We start from the raw sequence: 16,338 nt of genomic DNA, 5'->3' as shown, positions 1-16,338 counted from the left end.
GCAGGGGGTTAGGGGGTGGAGAGGGCTTCGGTAGGGGTTAGGCGGGCGGCTCGGATGGACGGGTAGACGCCGGCGATCACCCCTACCAGGAGGGCGCCGGCTATCCCGCCTACCACCGCGGTCAGCGGGATGGTGGGCGGCCAGCCCTGGTAGCTGGCGTAGCCGACAGTCGCGAGCACTCCGAGGGCTGCCCCGGCCGTGCCGCCGAGCACGCTGAGCAACACCGACTCGGTGAGGAACTGCACCCGGATCTGGCCACGGTTCGCGCCGAGCGCCCGGCGCAGGCCGATCTCCCGACGGCGCTCCAACACCGAGATGACCATCGTGTTGGCCACGCCGATCCCACCGACCAGAAGGGCGACCGCCGCCAACCCGAGGAACAGCGCGGAGAAGCTGTCCTCGGTGGCCCGTTTCGCGGCGAGCGCGTCGGAGGGGCGGCTGACCTGGACCAGCCCGGGCAGCTGCGGGTTGAGGGTGGCCGGCAGCACGGCACGGACGTCCTCCAACGCGTCCTCTCTCGCCCGCAGGTAGACGACTGTGGGGTGACCGTCGAAGCCGAGCATGGCCTTGGCGGCGTCCCAGCCGACCAGCACCGATCGGTCGAGATCCGGGGAGAGCGGCAACGGGTCCAGGATGCCGATCACTGTGAACCAGCGCTCGCCGATGAACACCTGGGGTGGTTGCCGGGGATCCACTGTGGCGAAGCCGAGCCTGCTCGCCGCGACGTAGCCGAGGACGGCGGTCGGGAGCCGGGCCGTCCCGGCGTCGAGGGCCCGGCCGCTGCGGATCCGGCCGTTGACGGTCCCCAACAGGTCCGGCCGGGACGCGAGCACACTGAGCCCGGACGTGTCGTACCGGTCGAGCAGGTCGTTGCGGCGTACGGCGGTGTGGGTGTTCGCGACCGCGCTCGCCGTGTGGACCGGCCCGATCCGCGACGCCATGGCGGCGGCGTCCTCCGGCAGGAGGACCGGCGGGTTCTGATCCGGCACGGGCTCGGCCCGCAGCAGGTTGGTGCCGAGGGCGGAGAGCTGGTCCATCAGGTCGCGCTGGCTGGACGCGGGGATCCCCACCACGACGACCAACGTGGCGATGCCGATGGAGATGCCCAGAGCGGAGAGGACGGCCCGCATCCGGCGGGTGGTCAGCCCGAGCAATCCAAGCCGGAGTACGTCCGCCGGGGCGAGCCGGGTCGACCGGGCGACACCCGGGCGGGCGCTCACGCCCCGCTCCCGGCAACGGTGTCGGCGACGATCCGGCCGTCGCGGATCTCCACCTGTCGAGGCGTACGGGCGGCGAGATCGCGGTCGTGGGTGATCACGGCGATGGTGGTGCCCTCCGCGTTGAGGTCCGTGAGCAGGGCCAGAACCGCCTCCCCGTTGACCGTGTCGAGGGCGCCGGTCGGCTCGTCGGCCAGCACCAGCGCCGGCTCGTTGACGAGTGCCCGAGCTATCGCCACCCGCTGCCGCTCCCCGCCGGAGAGCTGCTGCGGCAGGTGGTCGACCCGGTGCGCCAGGCCGACCCGGGCCAACGCCTCGATGGCGGTTCGGCGGCGGCGACGGCGGGGCACCCCGGCGTAGAGCAGGCCGGTGGCGACGTTCTCGGCGGCATCCAGCCCGTCGGTGAGGTGGAACTGTTGGAAGACGAAGCCCAGCCAGCGGCCCCGCAGCGCGGAGAGCCGACGGTCTGACAGCGCGGTGACCTCCTGCCCGGCCACGCGCACGCGGCCGCTGGTCGGCAGGTCGAGGGTGCCCATGATGTTCAGCAACGTGGACTTGCCGGACCCGGAGGGCCCGACGATGGCGAGCATCTCGCCAGCGCGCACGGTCAGTGAGACGTCGTCCAGCGCGGTCACCCCGCCGGGGTACGTCCTACTGACCCCCTCGACGTTCAGCACCGGCTCGGCGATCACGATGCCGTCACCACGTCGAGGCCCTCGGTCACGCCGGTGCCGCTGATCTCGACCAGACCCCTGGCGAACATCCCGGTCTCCACGGCCACCAACCCACCGTCGGGCAGTTGCAGCGCATGCCCGCCCTCGCGGAGCGCCACCAGCGCGCCGACCGGCACCGCCAGCACGTCCTTGTGGACGGAGGTGGTGAACCGGACCTGGACCGCGGCCGCGTCCAGCTTGGCCACGTCCGCCGCCCGGGTCGGGGCGACGAGGACGTCCACCGTCGGGGGGCTGCCCTGCCCGGTGCCGCCGTCCGGGCCACCGCCACGCACCGTCTGGGAGATCGAGGCGACTTTGGCCGGGATCTCGGAGCTGTCGGGCAGGGCGACGACCACGGCGGCGCCGACCGTGATGGTGCCGACCTCGGTGGCCCCGACCGGCACGGTGACCAGCTTGACCTTCTCGGTGACGGCAAGCAGCTCACCGGCGACCGGGTCACCGGGCAGCGCCTTCACCGCGCTGACCCGGGCCGGCCCGCTCAGCACCGCGACCTGCCCGACCCCGATCGTGCCGGTGGGATCCAGGCCGACGGCCTTCTGCCACTTCTTGATCGCGGCGACGAGGCTTCCGGTGAGCACTGCCTGACCCGTGCCGATCTTCGTGCCGTCGGTGCCCCGGGACGGCTGCGAGCCGGTGTGGTAGCCCAGCGCCGTCAGGTTGTCCCACACGATCCGTACGTCGCTGCCCACCAGTCCGGGTTTGTCGAGCGTGCGAAAGAGCGGGGTCCCGCCGAACAGCACCGGCACGGGTCGGTCGTTGACCCGGTAGAGCGGCTTGCCCCGGGCCACAGTGTCGCCCACCTTCGGCAGCCGGGTGACGACACCCTCCCCGGCGCCCTTCACCACCCGTTCCGGGCCGAAGCCGAGCGTGCCGTTGAGCGAGCGGGTGTCCGACAGGTCGGCCCGGGTCACAGTCGTCGTGGCCACCGATGGTGGGGTGCTCGCAACGTCGCCGTCGGCGTGACGTCGCAGCGCCAGCACCCCGACGCCGGCACCCACGGCGATCACCAGGGTCACCGTCGCCACCACGATCGCGGTACGCCGGGTCGTCCGCCGACCACGATCGTCGGTCGGACTACTTCTTGGCACCGAAGATCTCCATCGTGCATTCCCTCTCGGCCTTGTCCAGCGCGGGACCCTCAAGGCCGCCGGCCGGGTCGGCGACCCCGTCGTCGTAGGTCCAGCCGGAGCCGTCCGGCAGCGAGTGGATCTTCATACCGCGTCCACGTAGGCACTGGACGTAGTCGTTCCACTGGCTCACGTAGTTCGGGTTCTTCTCCGGGTCCAGCTCCGGCGGCTGGAGCGGCAGTTTGTTCGCGCACGCCACGTACGCCGCCTTCGGTTCCCCGCTCTGGTCGAGGGACAGACCCGTACCGTCCCCCACCGGGCCGGGTTGTGACCGGCCCTCGTTCAGCTTCACGCCGTTGTCATGCAGGCAGATGTTGTACGTCCCCCAGAGCCGCTCCTCCTCCTCGTCGGTCATGTCCAGGCGTAACTGCGGCCGACCGTTCGCGGCACCACCGGCGGGGGTGGTGTTCACCGGGGCGGACGGGGTGGTGAGCGACGCGACGTCACCGCTGGCGGTGCCCTTGTCGGCGTTGGACGCGCCGCCGCCGCAGCCGGTGAGGGCGACCGCGAGCACTGTGACCGCGGCGAGCCCGGCCGCGACCCGATGGGTTGAGTTGGTCATGACGTGGAGCTTCACGCCCACCTGTCAGAGACCTGTCAGGAACCGGTCGTCATCCGATAGCCCCAGCTCAGCGGCCGCGCTGGAACCGGCGGGTGCCACGTACAGTCGCTGCCGTGTGTGCGTACGTGCTGGTAGCCGAGGACGACCCGAAGCAGGCGGAGTTGGCGCGCCGGTATCTGGAACGCGAGGGGCACGAGGTGGTCGTGGTGTCCGACGGGCGGGCCGCCCTGGAGCGGATCCGGCAGCGGCCCCCGGAGCTGCTGGTCCTCGACGTGATGATGCCGAAGGTCGACGGCCTGGACGTCTGTCGCATCCTGCGCCGGGAGTCCGACCTTCCGGTGCTCATGCTGACCGCCCGGTCGACCGAGGACGACCTGCTACTCGGACTCGACCTGGGCGCCGACGACTACATGACGAAGCCGTACAGCCCGCGTGAACTGGTTGCCCGGGCCCGCAGCCTGCTGCGCCGGGGCCAGCGGACGGCGCAGGCGGACCCTGTGCTGCGGGTCGGCGCCGTGCACGTCGACCCGGTGCGCCACGAGGTACGCAGCGACGGACGCCTCGTCGACTGCACCCCCGGCGAGTTCCAACTGCTCCAGGCGATGGCCGCCCAGCCCGCCCGGGCGTTCACCCGGGATCAGCTCCTGGGCTACCTGCACGGGTTCGACAGGTACATCACCAACCGGACCGTGGACGTGCACGTCATGAACCTCCGCCGGAAGATCGAACCGAACCCGCGCAAGCCGGCCCGGCTGGTGACCGTGTACGGCGTTGGATACAAGTTGGTCGAAGAGTCATCCCGTGTCGGGTGAGGTTCCGCTGCGCCGCAGCCTGCTGCTGCGACTGCTGGCGCTGGCCATCCTCATCGCCATCGGCTCGATCGCGGCTACCGCGTGGCTGGCCGTCCGCACCACCACCGGAGCGATCCGACAGGAGCAGGGGCAGGCGCTCGCCGACGACGCCCGCATCTACGACACAGTGCTCGCGTACGCGGCGACCCACCCGAACTGGGACGGGGTCGACGCGGCCCTTCGGCCGCTCGCCCAGGACGTCGGCCGCCGGATCGCCCTGACCACCGACACCGGTGCGCCGATCGCGGACTCGGCACCCGGCGCGGGCCCGCTGCCGACGACGTCGTCGGCGACCGTCGACGCGCTGGCCGTCGACACCGCCCTGATGCCCGGGACCACCCCGCCGACCGGCGGTGACGGCGGCACCAGCCGCATCGACCCGCGCACCACCGGGCCGTACCTGCTGCCGCCCGAGGAACGCGCGGCGCTGCGCGACAGGGCGGCCCAAGCGGTCCAGTGTCTCCGGATGCGAGCGCAGATCGACGCCAGCGTCGTGGACGGGCCCACCGGCCGCCCACGGATCGACACCCCCGGCACCGACCTCGCCGACAGTGCCGCCTGTGTCCAGCTGAGAGAGGACCTCGCGGCTCACACGGCCACCGAGGGGAAGGCGCTCGCCCAGCTCAACGCCCTGGTGAACACCTGCCTGGCGCGGCGGCGACTGCCCGCCGTGCAGGTGGACCTGAACTGGACCTGGACGAGGCAGCCGGCGGCCAGCGCACCAGACTCCCGGAGCGCGGCCGGCGTCGACCAGGAGCACAACCGTGCGGTCAGCGCCTGCGTCGGCACCAGTCGACGTGAACAGCTCATCCCGTACGTCGCCCCGGCCGCGACCCTCTTCGTCACCGACCCGGGCGGCCACCCCTCGACCACCTTCGACCTCTCCCCTGCCAACCAGACCCGCATCGTCGCGGTCGCCGGTCTCGTCCTGCTGGTGACGATCGGCTTCACCGTCCTCGCCGGCATCCGGCTGACCCGCCCGCTGCACGCCCTGACCGGGGCGGCCCAGCGGATGCGCGACGGCGACGGGTCCGCCCGGGTCCGGGTGACCGGTCGCGACGAGATCGCCCGGCTGGCCGAGGTCTTCAACGACATGGCCGAACGGCGCGAGCGGCTGGAGCAGCTGCGCCGGGCCATGGTCAGCGACATCGCCCACGAGATGCGTACGCCGGTGAGCAACATCCGGGGCTGGCTCGAAGCGGTCGAGGACGGCGTCGCGGCCCCCGACCGGCGGCTGCTCTCCTCACTGCTGGAGGAAGCGACAGTGCTCCAGCACGTGATCACCGACCTGCAGGACCTGGCCGAGGCAGACGCGGGCGCGCTGCGGCTGCACCGCGAACGGGTCTACCTCACCGACCTGCTCGCCCAGGTCGGTGAGGCGCACCGGGTCCAGGCCGACCGGGTCGGCGTCACCATCACGGTACGTACGGAGGCCGACCCGCAGGTGGACGCCGACCCGGTGCGACTCCGTCAGGCCGTCGGCAACCTGGTTGCCAACGCGGTACGGCACACCCCGTCGGGCGGGCGCGTGACGATCAGCGCCAGCGCGACCGACGCCGAGATCGTCGTCTCCGTGACCGACACCGGCAGCGGCATCAGCGCCGAGGACCTGCCCCGGGTCTTCGACCGCTTCTGGCGGGCCGAGAAGTCCCGGAGCCGGCAGACCGGCGGCAGTGGCCTGGGCCTCGCCATCGTGCGCAAACTCATCGAAGCCCACGGCGGCACGGTCACTGCCACCAGCACCCCCACCCAAGGGTCCACCTTCGCCCTCCACCTACCCCCTCCCCACCCCTGAACCGGTGATCAAGAGGTTTGCGTCACCGGAGGGCCGTCGAACGACGCAAACCTCTTGATCACCGAGGACGCGCGCGGAAGGGCTGACCTGGCCGGGCGGCGCGGACTAGGCTGCCGCGGCATGAGCAGTGAGATTCCGGCCCGCGCCGATGTCGTGATCGTCGGTGCCGGGCACAACGGTCTGGTCTCCGCGGTCCTGCTGGCCCGCGCCGGCCTGGACGTCCTCGTGTTGGAGGCCGCCGACGTGATCGGCGGCGCGACGCGCACCGAGAACCCGTTTCCGAAGGTGCCGGGGCTACGCCACTCCACCGGCTCGTACCTGCTCGGGCTGATGCCCCCGGAGCTGCTCGCCACGCTCGACGTACGGATCCCGGTGCTGCGCCGCGACCCGCACTACTTCCTGCCCACCCCGGGCGGCCTCGGCTCGCCGTACCTGCTCTTCGGCAGTGACACCGCCGCCACCCGGGCGCAGCTCGCCGAGTTCTTCTCCCCCGCCGACGTGGCCGCCGACGATGCCATGCAGGCCGAGTTGGCCGCGCTGCGCGAAGACCTCGCCCCGGCCTGGTTGGCGGAGCCGCTGAGCGTCGAGGAGACCGCCGAGCGGCACGTCCGCCCGGCGTTGCGCCAGGTCTTCGTCGACCTCGTGCAGGGCTCGGTCGCCGACTACCTGGCCCGGTTCGAGTTCCGCTCGGAGCTGCTGGTCAGCATGTACGCGGTCACCGACGGGCTGTCCGGGCTCAACGCCGGCCCCGACGACCCCGGCACCGGTCACAACTTCCTCGTGCACAACATGTGCAGACTGCCCGGCTCCGGCGGCACCTGGATGATCGCCGAGGGTGGGATGGGCACGGTCTCCCGGACGTTCGCCGAGGCCGCGCGCGCCGCCGGAGCGACGATTCTGACCGGTACGCCGGTGCACGCGGTGACACTGGACGGCGGCGCGGCGAGCGGAGTGGTACTGGCCGACGGCCGGGAGGTCGCCGCCCGGGTGGTGCTCGGCGCGTGCGACCCGTACCGCTTGATGGACCTGTTGCCCGACGGCGCGTTGCCGGCGCGGCTCGGCGAACGGATGGCGGCGGTCCGCCGGCCCGGCACCACGCTCAAGCTCAACCTGGCGCTCACCGGCCTGCCGAACTTCTCCTGCCTGCCGGCCGGTACGCCGAGCCCGTTCGGCTCGACCATCCACCTGCTGCCCGGGTCCGCGTCGCTGGTCGGCGGGGCGGAGGCGTCGCCGATGACCGCGCTGCGCGCGATGTGGGCGGACGTGCAGGCCGGGCTGCTGCCCTCGGAGCCCACCATCGAGTGGTACCTGCACACCACCGTCGACCCGTCGCTCTCCGACGCCGCCGGGCACCACTCCTCGGCGCTCTTCGTGCAGTCCGTCCCCTACGAGCTGGCCGGCACCACCTGGGACGCGGAGCTGCCCGGCTACGTCGACCGGCTCGTCGGGATCGTCGAGCGGTACGCGCCCGGGACCGCCGACCTGATCGCCGACGCGGTGCCGCTGCCGCCACCCGGCATCGAGGAGCACTTCGGCATCACCGGCGGGCACATCCACCACGTCGACAACACCGTCTCGTTCACCGACCGGATGCCCTACGCCACCGGCATCGACGGCGTGTACGCCGGCAGCGCCGGCTGCCACCCGGCCGGCAGCGTCATCGGCGCGGCCGGCCACAACGCCGCCCGCAAAATCCTCACCGACCTGGGCAGCTAACCCGAACTCCCCCGCGATCTTGCACTCTCGGCCGCCGCCATGGGTGGTATGCCCTGGTTCGGCGGGACAGAAAGTGCAAGATCGCGGCGGTGAGGTGGGGTCAGATCACGGCCTCGCCTGCGGGGGCCGGGGTCTCCGCGTCCACGCGGTGGGCTCTCACCTTGTGGCCGACGCTGGTCAGGCAGCGGCCGCTGGGCAGGTCGAAGCGCCAGCCGTGCAACTGGCAGGTGAGCTGGTCGCCGTCGACGATGCCGAATCGGGTCAGGTCCGCCTTCAGGTGCGGGCAGCGCCGCTGCACCACCCAGTCGCCCAACGTGATGTCCTCGGCGTCGGTGCTGCGCTCGTGCTCGTCGTACCAGCCCTCGGCGTACTGGAGCCGCTCCTCGGAAAGGCACTTGAAGAACGCGTAGACGAACTCGTTGTACTGGCCGATCCGGGCCGCCGAGAACCGGCAGGACAGGAAGAGCGAGTTGACCCAGTCCACCTCGTCGATGAAGAGCAGGTGCTCGATCAGCGACCGCTCGGTCCGGAACCGGTAGCGCACCTTCTCGTCCGCGTACGGCCGGACCTCCTTGCCCGGGAAGTCCACCACGATCGACTCGACGCTCTCACCGTCATACCCCACCAGGTCGAAGCGGACCGGGCCGCCGACCCCCTTGGCCAGGTAGATCGACTCGTCGAGCAGCGGCTCGATCCGACGCTTCATCTCGCCGAGCACGTCCACCTCGGGGTGCCGCCAGGACGCCTTCTCCGCCTCGATGATCGGGCGCTTGCGCTCCCGCATCTCCTCCAGGTGGGCGACCTTGTTCGCGAAGAACTCCTCCACCGGCACCGGGTGGGTGGTGCTCGCGCCCTCTGTGGTGACCTCGGCGACGCTGCCCGGCAGCAGGACGATCCCGTTGGTGCCGCCGACCTTGGCGTACTCCGACAGGAAGACGGACTGGTCGGGGAAGATGTTGCCCTCGTCGCCGTGGATGTCGTTGAACTGCCACAGGGCGTCGTCGAGGAAGCACGGCGGACCGGCGATCGGGAAGACGTGCGACGCCTTCAGGTCGTCGATGTACCGCCAGGTCCGGTCGAACTGCCGGTCCCGCTTCTGCTTGCCGAACGCGGTCTTCGCCGCCTGCGGCAGTTCGTAGACCATCGGGTACCAGATCGCACCGGAGAACTGGAGCAGGTGCGCGTGCACGTGCCCCAACTCGGCGAAGACGCTCAGGTCGGTGGGGCGGGCGTCGTTCTGGTTGAGCAGCCGCACACCCTCGTACTCCACCCAGAGCGAGGAGTCGCCGATCGGCCCGTCGGTCGGGCTGGTCAACGCCTGAATCATGATCTTCAGGCCGCCGGGCAACTCCACCACCTGCTCGTTGGGCGCCTTCAGGAACTTGGTGAAGCCCAGCGCCCGGAACTCGTCCTCCATCTCCGAGGTCGGGAACTCGGGGAGCAGGACCGTGGCGTCCTTGGAAACGAAGTCGCGCAGGTGCTTCGCGTCGAAGTGGTCCCGGTGCAGGTGGGAGACGTACAGGTAGTCGACCTGCCCCAGGGTTTCCCAGTCCAACAGTGAATTGTCCGGGAACGGGAACCACGACGCGAAGTAGGCCGGATTCACCCACGGGTCGCACAGGATGCTGCCCGCGGCCGTGTCGATCCGCATGCTGGCGTGCCCGGTTCCGGTCACTCGCACCGCACAGTCCCCCTCAAACAGACAATCAGGTGTACGCCAAACGCTACCGGAGCGAGTCTGACCACCACCCCGCGACGCCGGTAGTGCCGTTCAGCCCGGGTAGGCAGGGCCGATGGCCAGGAAACCCCCACCCCACCGCGCCGCGCACGAGGCGTGCCAGACTAACCAAAGATCCGATCGCGAGGGAAGGACCGACAGTGGCAGGAAGCGAGCCGGTAACGTCGCCAGACCAGCACAAGCCCGGGCACCGCAAGGCCGGGCAGATCGGCGCCGTGCTGTCCGCACTGGCGCTGCTGGCGATGATCTGCGGCAACCACGAGGGCAGGGTCGAGGACATCTGGCTGATCGGCCTGGCCGCACTGCTGCTGATCATCGTGATCGGCGACATCGTGCTGCGGCGCAACGGTCTGCGCTCCTGACCCGACCCACCGCCGGACGACCGGCCGAGAACGCCGAGGGCCCGCCCCCACCCGGGGGACGGGCCCTCGTCCGTACGCGTCGGGGTCAGCGCCCGAAGAGGATGTCCTGCACGTCCTTGAGCGCGGCGTCGACCTCGGCCTCGAAGTAGCCACCCGGCACCAGGCCGAACCGGAGCGTGTCCAGGTCCTTCGGGTCGACCGGCATCGGGTTACGGCGCTGCATGCCACCGAGCAGGGTGTCGAAGAAGCGGTCCACCTGGTCGGGGTCGTACCCGCTGCCGAACCGGCGCACCTGGAAGCTGCGGCGGATCTGGTCGACCCGGTACAGGTCGCTGCCGGGCGGACCGGCCATCGGCGGGCCACCCATCGGGGGACCACCCATCGGCGGGCCGGCGACCGCGGGCGGGCCGGCCATCGGCGGACCACCCATGCCCTGCTGCGGCAGCGGAGGCGGACCGGCCGGACCACGGCGCATGTCGCGCAGGTCCCGCTCCGGCATCCGGATCTCGGCGGTCATGTCGGCGCGACCGTGCCGCCCGGCCTCGAAGCCGTCGAAACGCGGCTCCTCCGGCGGCGGCGGATAACCGCCGGGGGTGCGCTGGTCGTCGGGGCCGTACCCGCCGCGCTGATCATCCGGGCCGTACCCGCCGGGTGAGCGCTGGTCGTCCGGGGGGCCGTACCCACTGGGGCCGGCGGGCAGGCCGCGCTGCGGCATGCCCTGGCCACCCATCGGGCCGGGGCCCATCGGGCCACCGGGACCCATCGGCGGGCCGGCCGGGCCACGTGGCGCGTCGTAACCACCACCGCGGGGGGCGTCGTACCCACCGGCGAAGGCACCGGTCGGCTCGTCGTAGCGACCGTAGGGCGGGCCGGCCTGCGCGGGCATCGCCCGGGGCGGCATCGGCTGCGGCACCATGCCCCGGTCGTCACGCATGGGCGGACCCATGCGGTCCGGTGGGCCCATCCGGTCACCCATCCGGGGGTCGCCACCGCGCCCGGCGCTGTTGCGCTCCTCCAGCTCGGCCAGCTGCCGCTCGACCCGGTCCAGGTGAAGGTCGACCTGCCACTCGTCGTAGCCGTTGAAGCGGACCCGGAAGACGACGTCATGAACCTCCTGGGAGGCCACCGGGGCACCGACCTGTCGGCCGTCGAGCGTCGACTCGACCCGGTCGAGGAAGGCATCCACCTCGTCGACCTTGTATCCCCGGCGGAGCGCCTTGCGCCGGAAACGCTGACCCTGACTCGCCACTATGTCTCCTGGTCTCGTTCGCCACGCCCGGTCACGCCGGTGCCTCTCCGGCGCGGTCGGTGTTGGTGTCGTTGTCCTCGGCGGCGGCGAGTTGGCCACACGCGCCGTCGATCTCGCGACCCCGGGTGTCCCGAACTGTGGTGGACACCCCGGCGTCGCGCAACCGCCGGACGAACTCCCGCTCGACCGGCTTCGGGCTGGCGTCCCAACGACTGCCCGGCGTCGGATTGAGCGGAATGAGGTTCACGTGGGCCAATTTGCCGGCCAGCAGCCGCCCGAGCAGGTCGGCTCGCCACGGCTGGTCGTTCACGTCCTTGATCATCGCGTATTCGATCGACACGCGACGGCCCGTCCGGGCGGCGTAGTCCCACGCTGCGTCCAGCACCTCGGCTACCTTCCAGCGCTGGTTTACCGGCACGAGTTCGTCGCGCAGATCATCATCGGGCGCGTGCAACGACAGCGCAAGGGTCACTGAGAGGTCTTCGCTGGCCAGTCGGTGGATGGCCGGAACCAGGCCGACCGTGGAAACGGTGATGTGCCGCTGGGACAGGCCGAGCCCCTCCGGAGCCGGGCTGACCAGCCGACGGATCGCCGCGATTACCCGGTTGTAGTTGGCCAGCGGCTCGCCCATGCCCATGAAGACGACGCGCGACAGCCTCGGCGGGGAACCCGCGACCACGCCGGAGGCAGCCACCCCGGCCATGTACACCGCCTGGTCGACGATCTCCGCCGTCGACAGGTTGCGGGTCAGCCCGGCCTGGCCGGTCGCGCAGAACGGACACGCCATGCCGCAGCCCGCCTGGCTGGAGATGCAGACGGTCACCCGGTCCGGGTAGCCCATCAGCACGCTCTCCACCAGCGCACCGTCGTGCAGCCGCCAGAGCGCCTTGCGGGTCGCACCGTCGTCGCAGGCCAGCTCGCGCACCGGGTTGAGCAACGTCGGCAGCAACTGGTCGGCCAGCCGCTCCCGGGTAGCCGCAGGCAGATCGGTCATCTCCTGCGGGTCGCGGACCAACCGCCCGAAGTAGTGGTTGGAGATCTGCTTGGCGCGGAAGGCCGGCTCACCCAGCCCGGTGACCAACGCCTGGCGGCCGGCCAGGTCCAGGTCAGCGAGGTGCTGAGGGGGCATGGAGGCCCGGCGCGCGGCGGGGGCGACCGAGATGGCGGGGATCAGGGGCAGGCTCGTCATGGCTGGTCCAGTGTGTCACGCCGTCGGCGGCGGCTGCCGGTCCGGAGGTGTCGAACGGGCCGCGAGCGCCGGAGCCGGATGACCAGGTCGCCGTGATTCATACCTCAGCTCACCACCGGTACGAAGACCGCCAGCAGCAGGTAGGCCGTCGGCACCGCGAACAGGATCGAGTCGAGCCGGTCCATCAGACCGCCGTGGCCGGGCAGCAGGTTGCTCATGTCCTTCACGCCGAGATCCCGCTTGATCATCGACTCGGCCAGGTCGCCGAGGACCGCCGCGCAGGAGACGGCCACCCCGAACAGCGCGCCCCACCAGGGGGCCACCTCGAACATCAGCCACAGCAGCACCGCGCTGCCCAGGGCCGCCGCGGTGACCGAGCCGGCGAAGCCCTCCCAGGACTTCTTCGGGCTAATCGACGGGGCCATCGGGTGACGGCCGAAGGAGACACCGGCCGCGTACCCACCGGTGTCGGAGAGGACCACCCCGATCAGCGTGGCCAGGATGCGCAGGTGGCCGTCGTCGGGGGCCGCCGCCAGCAACGCCGCGAAACCGGCGAGGAACGGCACGTAGACGGCGATCAGCGTGGCCGCGGTGATATCCCGCTGGAAGCCGGCCGGCCCGTCACCCAACCGCCAGATCATGGTGCCGAGCACTGTGACCAGCAGCCCCAGGCTGAGCGCGTCCGGGCCGGCGTACCAGGCCAGACCCACCGTCAACACGCCACCGGCGATCAACGGCACCAGCGGCGGGTGCGCGCCGCTGCGTCGAACCGCGCGGGCCATCTCCCAGATGCCGATGGCGACCGCTGCGGCGATCACCGGCAGGAACGCCAACGGGTAGACCAGCAGCGGCACCACGATCAGCGCGCCGAGGCCGAGCCCGACCCCGATCGCCGCGGGAAGGTTGCGCCCCGCCCGCCCGGTGCCCACCTGCTGGGTGGCCGGTCGGTCGAGGCTGGCCCGACGGCGCCCCTTCGCCCGTCGACCGGTCGTCGGAGCCTCGTCCGGCACCACCTCGGCCCGCACGGGCGCGAGCTGCTCGGTCGGGTACCCCGGGTCGTCGAGGCGGGCGGGAGGGCCCGGCTCGACGAAGTGCCCACGGTCCGGGCCGTCGTAACGGGGCGGCCCGTCGCCAGCCGCGGGAGGTCGACCCGGGTACCGGTCACCGCGCCCCCGGTCGTCGTACCGGTCGGGCTGGTTGCGGTCGTCCACGTGCCGGTCCCGGTCGTCGAAACGATCGTGCCGGTCCCGGTCGTCGAAGCGGTCGTCCGGACGGACCGGGCGGCCGCGCTCGTCGAACGGGTCCGCGGAATGCGGGTCGGCGTACGGCCGGGCGTGCGGGTCGGCGTACAGCTCAGGGCCAGCGGCCGGACGCCGGATCCACTGGCCGGCCTCCAGCTCCTGCTCCGGCCAGGGCAGCGCCACCGGGCGCTCCGGCCGGTCCCAGCCGCGAGGCTCGCTGCCGTAGGGGTCGGGGTGGGACATCACGCACCGCGACGCGGCACGAGAACCACCACATGACGCAAGACCACAAGCATCCCCTACACGTGCGATGTTCCTCCGATTGACCGCCCCGACGGTCGGTCGATCCCCGGTGTTCACCACCCGGTGGCCGGGAATCCTGCCGAGCCTACTGCACACACCGGACCGGCACGGCGGACGAGGCACGCCGACGGACGTCACCCTCGCCGCCAGGCCGTCGGCCAGCGGCGCCCACCCGTCCGGTACGGCAGACCGCAGCCGATCCGCAGCCGTCGATCCGACTCGTCCGGTGCGCGATCGAGTACTGAGCGAACACGTCCCGCGTGGTCCGCTGGTGCCGCGCTGGCACCCGCCCGCGCGTCGGAACGGGGGAAGGGCACTCACATGTACAACTTCGGTCTCGCGGTGCTGACGGTGGCCGCCATGGTCCTGGGAGCAGGGTCACCGGCCGCCGCCACCACGGCACGGACCAGGATCACCATCGACCGCCACACCAGCGAACTGTTCCCCTTCGAGCCGCCCGTCGGCGAGCCGGGAGTGACGTACCCGGCGGCGGGGGTCACCGCCACCGCCCGGCACTGCCCGGCCGGCATCGTCCTCATGTCGGCCTCGCTGGTGCAGGACGGCCTGCCGACCCTCTGGGCCACCGGCGGACACGGCGCCGGCGAGATCCTCTGCGACGGCGGCACCGTCGAACTCGGGATGGCGTTCGCCCGGATCGCCCCGGCGCTGCACCCCGGCCGGGCCACCGCACACTTCTCGCTGCGCGACTCGGCCACCGGCGAGCAGTTCGCCGAGAGCACCAGGACCGTCTGGATTCCCTGCTGACCTACCCAACGAGGCCCGTTCCCGACGTCGGGAACGGGCCTCGGCGCAGCTCAGCCGCCCAGCCGGGGGCGGTCACACCTCGAGCAGCTCGGTTTCCTTGTGCTTCACCAGGTCGTCGATGCTGGCCACGTACCGCTGGGTCAGGTCGTCGAGTTCCTTCTCGGCGCGGCGACCGTCGTCCTCGCCGGCCTCGCCGTCCTTGACGATGCGGTCCAGCTCCTCCTTGCCACGGCGGCGGACGTTGCGGATCGCCACCTTGGCCTCCTCGCCCTTGTGCCGAGCCACCTTGATCATGTCGCGGCGGCGTTCCTCGGTCATCTGCGGGAGCAGGATGCGCAGCTGGTTGCCCTCGTTGTTCGGGTTCACCCCGAGGTCCGAGTCGCGGATCGCCTTCTCCATGGCGTTGATCTGCGAGTTGTCGTACGGCTTGATGATGGCCATCCGCGGCTCGGGGACCGCGATGGACGCCATCTGCGTCAGCGGCGTGGGCGTGCCGTAGTAGTCGATGATGACCTTGGAGAACATGGCGGCGTTGGCGCGACCGGTACGGATGGCGCCGAACTCCTCCTTGGCGTGCTCAACCGCACGCTCCATCTTCTCCTCGGCCTCGAGGAGGGTGTCGTCGATCACCGGTCTCCTCGCCTCCTTCTGTGCTCGTCGTGGGCTCTGCTGAAAGTCGTCAGACCCGCTGCTGCTGTCGTCGCCGTCGGCGCGACTCAGGCGGTGATCAGGGTGCCGATCTTGTCGCCACCCACCGCGCGGATGATGGTGTCGTCACCCTGCGCGCCGAAGACCAGCATCGGCAGGCCGTTCTCCATGCAGAGGCTGAACGCCGCCGCATCCGCCACCCGCAGGTTGCGGCGCAGCACCTCGGAGAAGGTGATCGAGTCGAGCTTGCTGGCGGTGGGGTCGATCCGGGGGTCGGCGGTGTAGACGCCGTCCACGCCGTTCTTGCTCATCAGCACCACGTCGGCCCGGATCTCCAGCGCCCGCTGGGCGGCCACCGTGTCCGTGGAGAAGTACGGCATTCCGGCGCCGGCGCCGAAGATGACCACGCGGCCCTTCTCCAGGTGCCGGATGGCCCGCAGCGGAATGTACGGCTCGGCGACCTGGGCCATGGTGATGGCGCTCTGCACCCGGGTCTCGATGCCCTCCTTCTCCAGGAAGTCCTGGAGCGCGAGGCAGTTCATCACGGTGCCGAGCATGCCCATGTAGTCGGCGCGGGCCCGGTCCATCCCACGCTTCTGCAGCTCCGCCCCGCGGAAGAAGTTGCCGCCGCCGACCACCACGGAGACCTGCACACCGCGGCGGACCACTGTGGCGATCTGCCGGGCGATGGCCTGGACGACGTCCGGGTCGACGCCGATCGCGCCGCCACCGAAGACCTCACCGGAGAGCTTCAGCACCACCCGGCGGGCACGCCCCGGCGGCGGTGCCGTCGGATCGTCCAGCTCCAGCGTCCGGTCACTCACAACCTGCGTCATCCGCC

The 16,338-nt window shown here is 71.4% G+C and carries 15 protein-coding genes; 5 read left to right on the top strand and 10 right to left on the bottom strand.

The features are described 5' to 3' along the window. Positions 1–8 precede the first annotated feature (8 nt). The 4 genes from IW249_RS16380 to IW249_RS16365 are packed head-to-tail and all read right to left on the bottom strand — an operon-like array spanning position 9 to position 3,640. A complete protein-coding gene (locus IW249_RS16380; protein ID WP_372432968.1) occupies positions 9–1,220 on the bottom strand; it encodes an ABC transporter permease in 1,212 nt (403 codons plus the stop codon). Next, positions 1,217–1,906: an ABC transporter ATP-binding protein gene (locus IW249_RS16375; protein ID WP_196924813.1), complete on the bottom strand. Its 690-nt coding sequence runs from the start codon at positions 1,904–1,906 to the stop codon at positions 1,217–1,219. Before IW249_RS16375 ends, IW249_RS16380 begins: the two co-directional genes overlap by 4 nt. Beyond that, a complete protein-coding gene (locus IW249_RS16370) occupies positions 1,906–3,039 on the bottom strand; it encodes a peptidoglycan-binding domain-containing protein (protein WP_196921551.1) in 1,134 nt (377 codons plus the stop codon). The genes IW249_RS16375 and IW249_RS16370 overlap by 1 nt, the downstream gene beginning before the upstream one ends. Beyond that, positions 3,026–3,640, bottom strand: coding sequence for a hypothetical protein (locus tag IW249_RS16365; protein ID WP_196921550.1), 615 nt, complete (start codon positions 3,638–3,640; stop codon positions 3,026–3,028). Before IW249_RS16365 ends, IW249_RS16370 begins: the two co-directional genes overlap by 14 nt. Before the next feature lie 113 nt (positions 3,641–3,753). Here IW249_RS16365 and IW249_RS16360 point away from each other — a divergent pair, with 113 nt between their 5' ends. From IW249_RS16360 to IW249_RS16350, 3 genes are all read left to right on the top strand, one after another. After that, the gene (locus IW249_RS16360; protein ID WP_196921549.1) at positions 3,754–4,452 is read left to right on the top strand and encodes a response regulator transcription factor; all 699 of its coding nucleotides are present in this window, start codon (positions 3,754–3,756) and stop codon (positions 4,450–4,452) included. Continuing rightward, entirely contained in the window at positions 4,442–6,286 is a 1,845-nt protein-coding gene (locus IW249_RS16355; RefSeq protein WP_307788606.1) for a HAMP domain-containing sensor histidine kinase, read from the top strand. The genes IW249_RS16360 and IW249_RS16355 overlap by 11 nt, the downstream gene beginning before the upstream one ends. Before the next feature lie 120 nt (positions 6,287–6,406). Then, the gene (locus tag IW249_RS16350; protein ID WP_196921548.1) at positions 6,407–8,002 is read left to right on the top strand and encodes a phytoene desaturase family protein; all 1,596 of its coding nucleotides are present in this window, start codon (positions 6,407–6,409) and stop codon (positions 8,000–8,002) included. Positions 8,003–8,102: 100 nt separating this feature from the next. Here the strand turns inward: IW249_RS16350 and IW249_RS16345 are convergent, their stop codons facing one another. Further along, the gene (locus IW249_RS16345) at positions 8,103–9,683 is read right to left on the bottom strand and encodes a Rieske 2Fe-2S domain-containing protein (protein ID WP_196921547.1); all 1,581 of its coding nucleotides are present in this window, start codon (positions 9,681–9,683) and stop codon (positions 8,103–8,105) included. Positions 9,684–9,880: 197 nt separating this feature from the next. Here IW249_RS16345 and IW249_RS16340 point away from each other — a divergent pair, with 197 nt between their 5' ends. Further along, positions 9,881–10,102 carry a DUF2631 domain-containing protein gene (locus IW249_RS16340; RefSeq protein WP_130408195.1) on the top strand — a complete coding sequence of 74 codons (222 nt, stop codon included), beginning with the start codon at positions 9,881–9,883 and terminating at the stop codon, positions 10,100–10,102. Positions 10,103–10,187: 85 nt separating this feature from the next. Here the strand turns inward: IW249_RS16340 and IW249_RS16335 are convergent, their stop codons facing one another. From IW249_RS16335 to IW249_RS16325, 3 genes are all read right to left on the bottom strand, one after another. Further along, entirely contained in the window at positions 10,188–11,351 is a 1,164-nt protein-coding gene (locus tag IW249_RS16335; RefSeq protein WP_196921546.1) for a DivIVA domain-containing protein, read from the bottom strand. Between the two features lie 31 nt (positions 11,352–11,382). Next, complete coding sequence (rlmN, locus tag IW249_RS16330; RefSeq protein ID WP_196921545.1) at positions 11,383–12,540, bottom strand: dual-specificity RNA methyltransferase RlmN; 1,158 nt, start codon at positions 12,538–12,540, stop codon at positions 11,383–11,385. 104 nt (positions 12,541–12,644) lie between these two features. Beyond that, the gene (locus IW249_RS16325) at positions 12,645–14,024 is read right to left on the bottom strand and encodes a phosphatidate cytidylyltransferase (protein WP_196921544.1); all 1,380 of its coding nucleotides are present in this window, start codon (positions 14,022–14,024) and stop codon (positions 12,645–12,647) included. Positions 14,025–14,405: 381 nt separating this feature from the next. Here IW249_RS16325 and IW249_RS16320 point away from each other — a divergent pair, with 381 nt between their 5' ends. Further along, a complete protein-coding gene (locus IW249_RS16320) occupies positions 14,406–14,849 on the top strand; it encodes a hypothetical protein (protein WP_196921543.1) in 444 nt (147 codons plus the stop codon). A 72-nt stretch (positions 14,850–14,921) separates the two neighbouring features. On the opposite strand, the gene frr is transcribed toward IW249_RS16320, so the two are convergent. Beyond that, complete coding sequence (gene frr / locus IW249_RS16315; protein WP_088946658.1) at positions 14,922–15,479, bottom strand: ribosome recycling factor; 558 nt, start codon at positions 15,477–15,479, stop codon at positions 14,922–14,924. Positions 15,480–15,565: 86 nt separating this feature from the next. After that, positions 15,566–16,333 carry a UMP kinase gene (gene pyrH / locus IW249_RS16310; protein WP_030335195.1) on the bottom strand — a complete coding sequence of 256 codons (768 nt, stop codon included), beginning with the start codon at positions 16,331–16,333 and terminating at the stop codon, positions 15,566–15,568. Positions 16,334–16,338 lie beyond the last annotated feature (5 nt).

Origin of the sequence: Micromonospora vinacea, assembly GCF_015751785.1 — a bacterium.
Lineage (GTDB): Bacteria > Actinomycetota > Actinomycetes > Mycobacteriales > Micromonosporaceae > Micromonospora > Micromonospora vinacea.
This window is presented reverse-complemented; position numbering and strand designations above follow the sequence as displayed.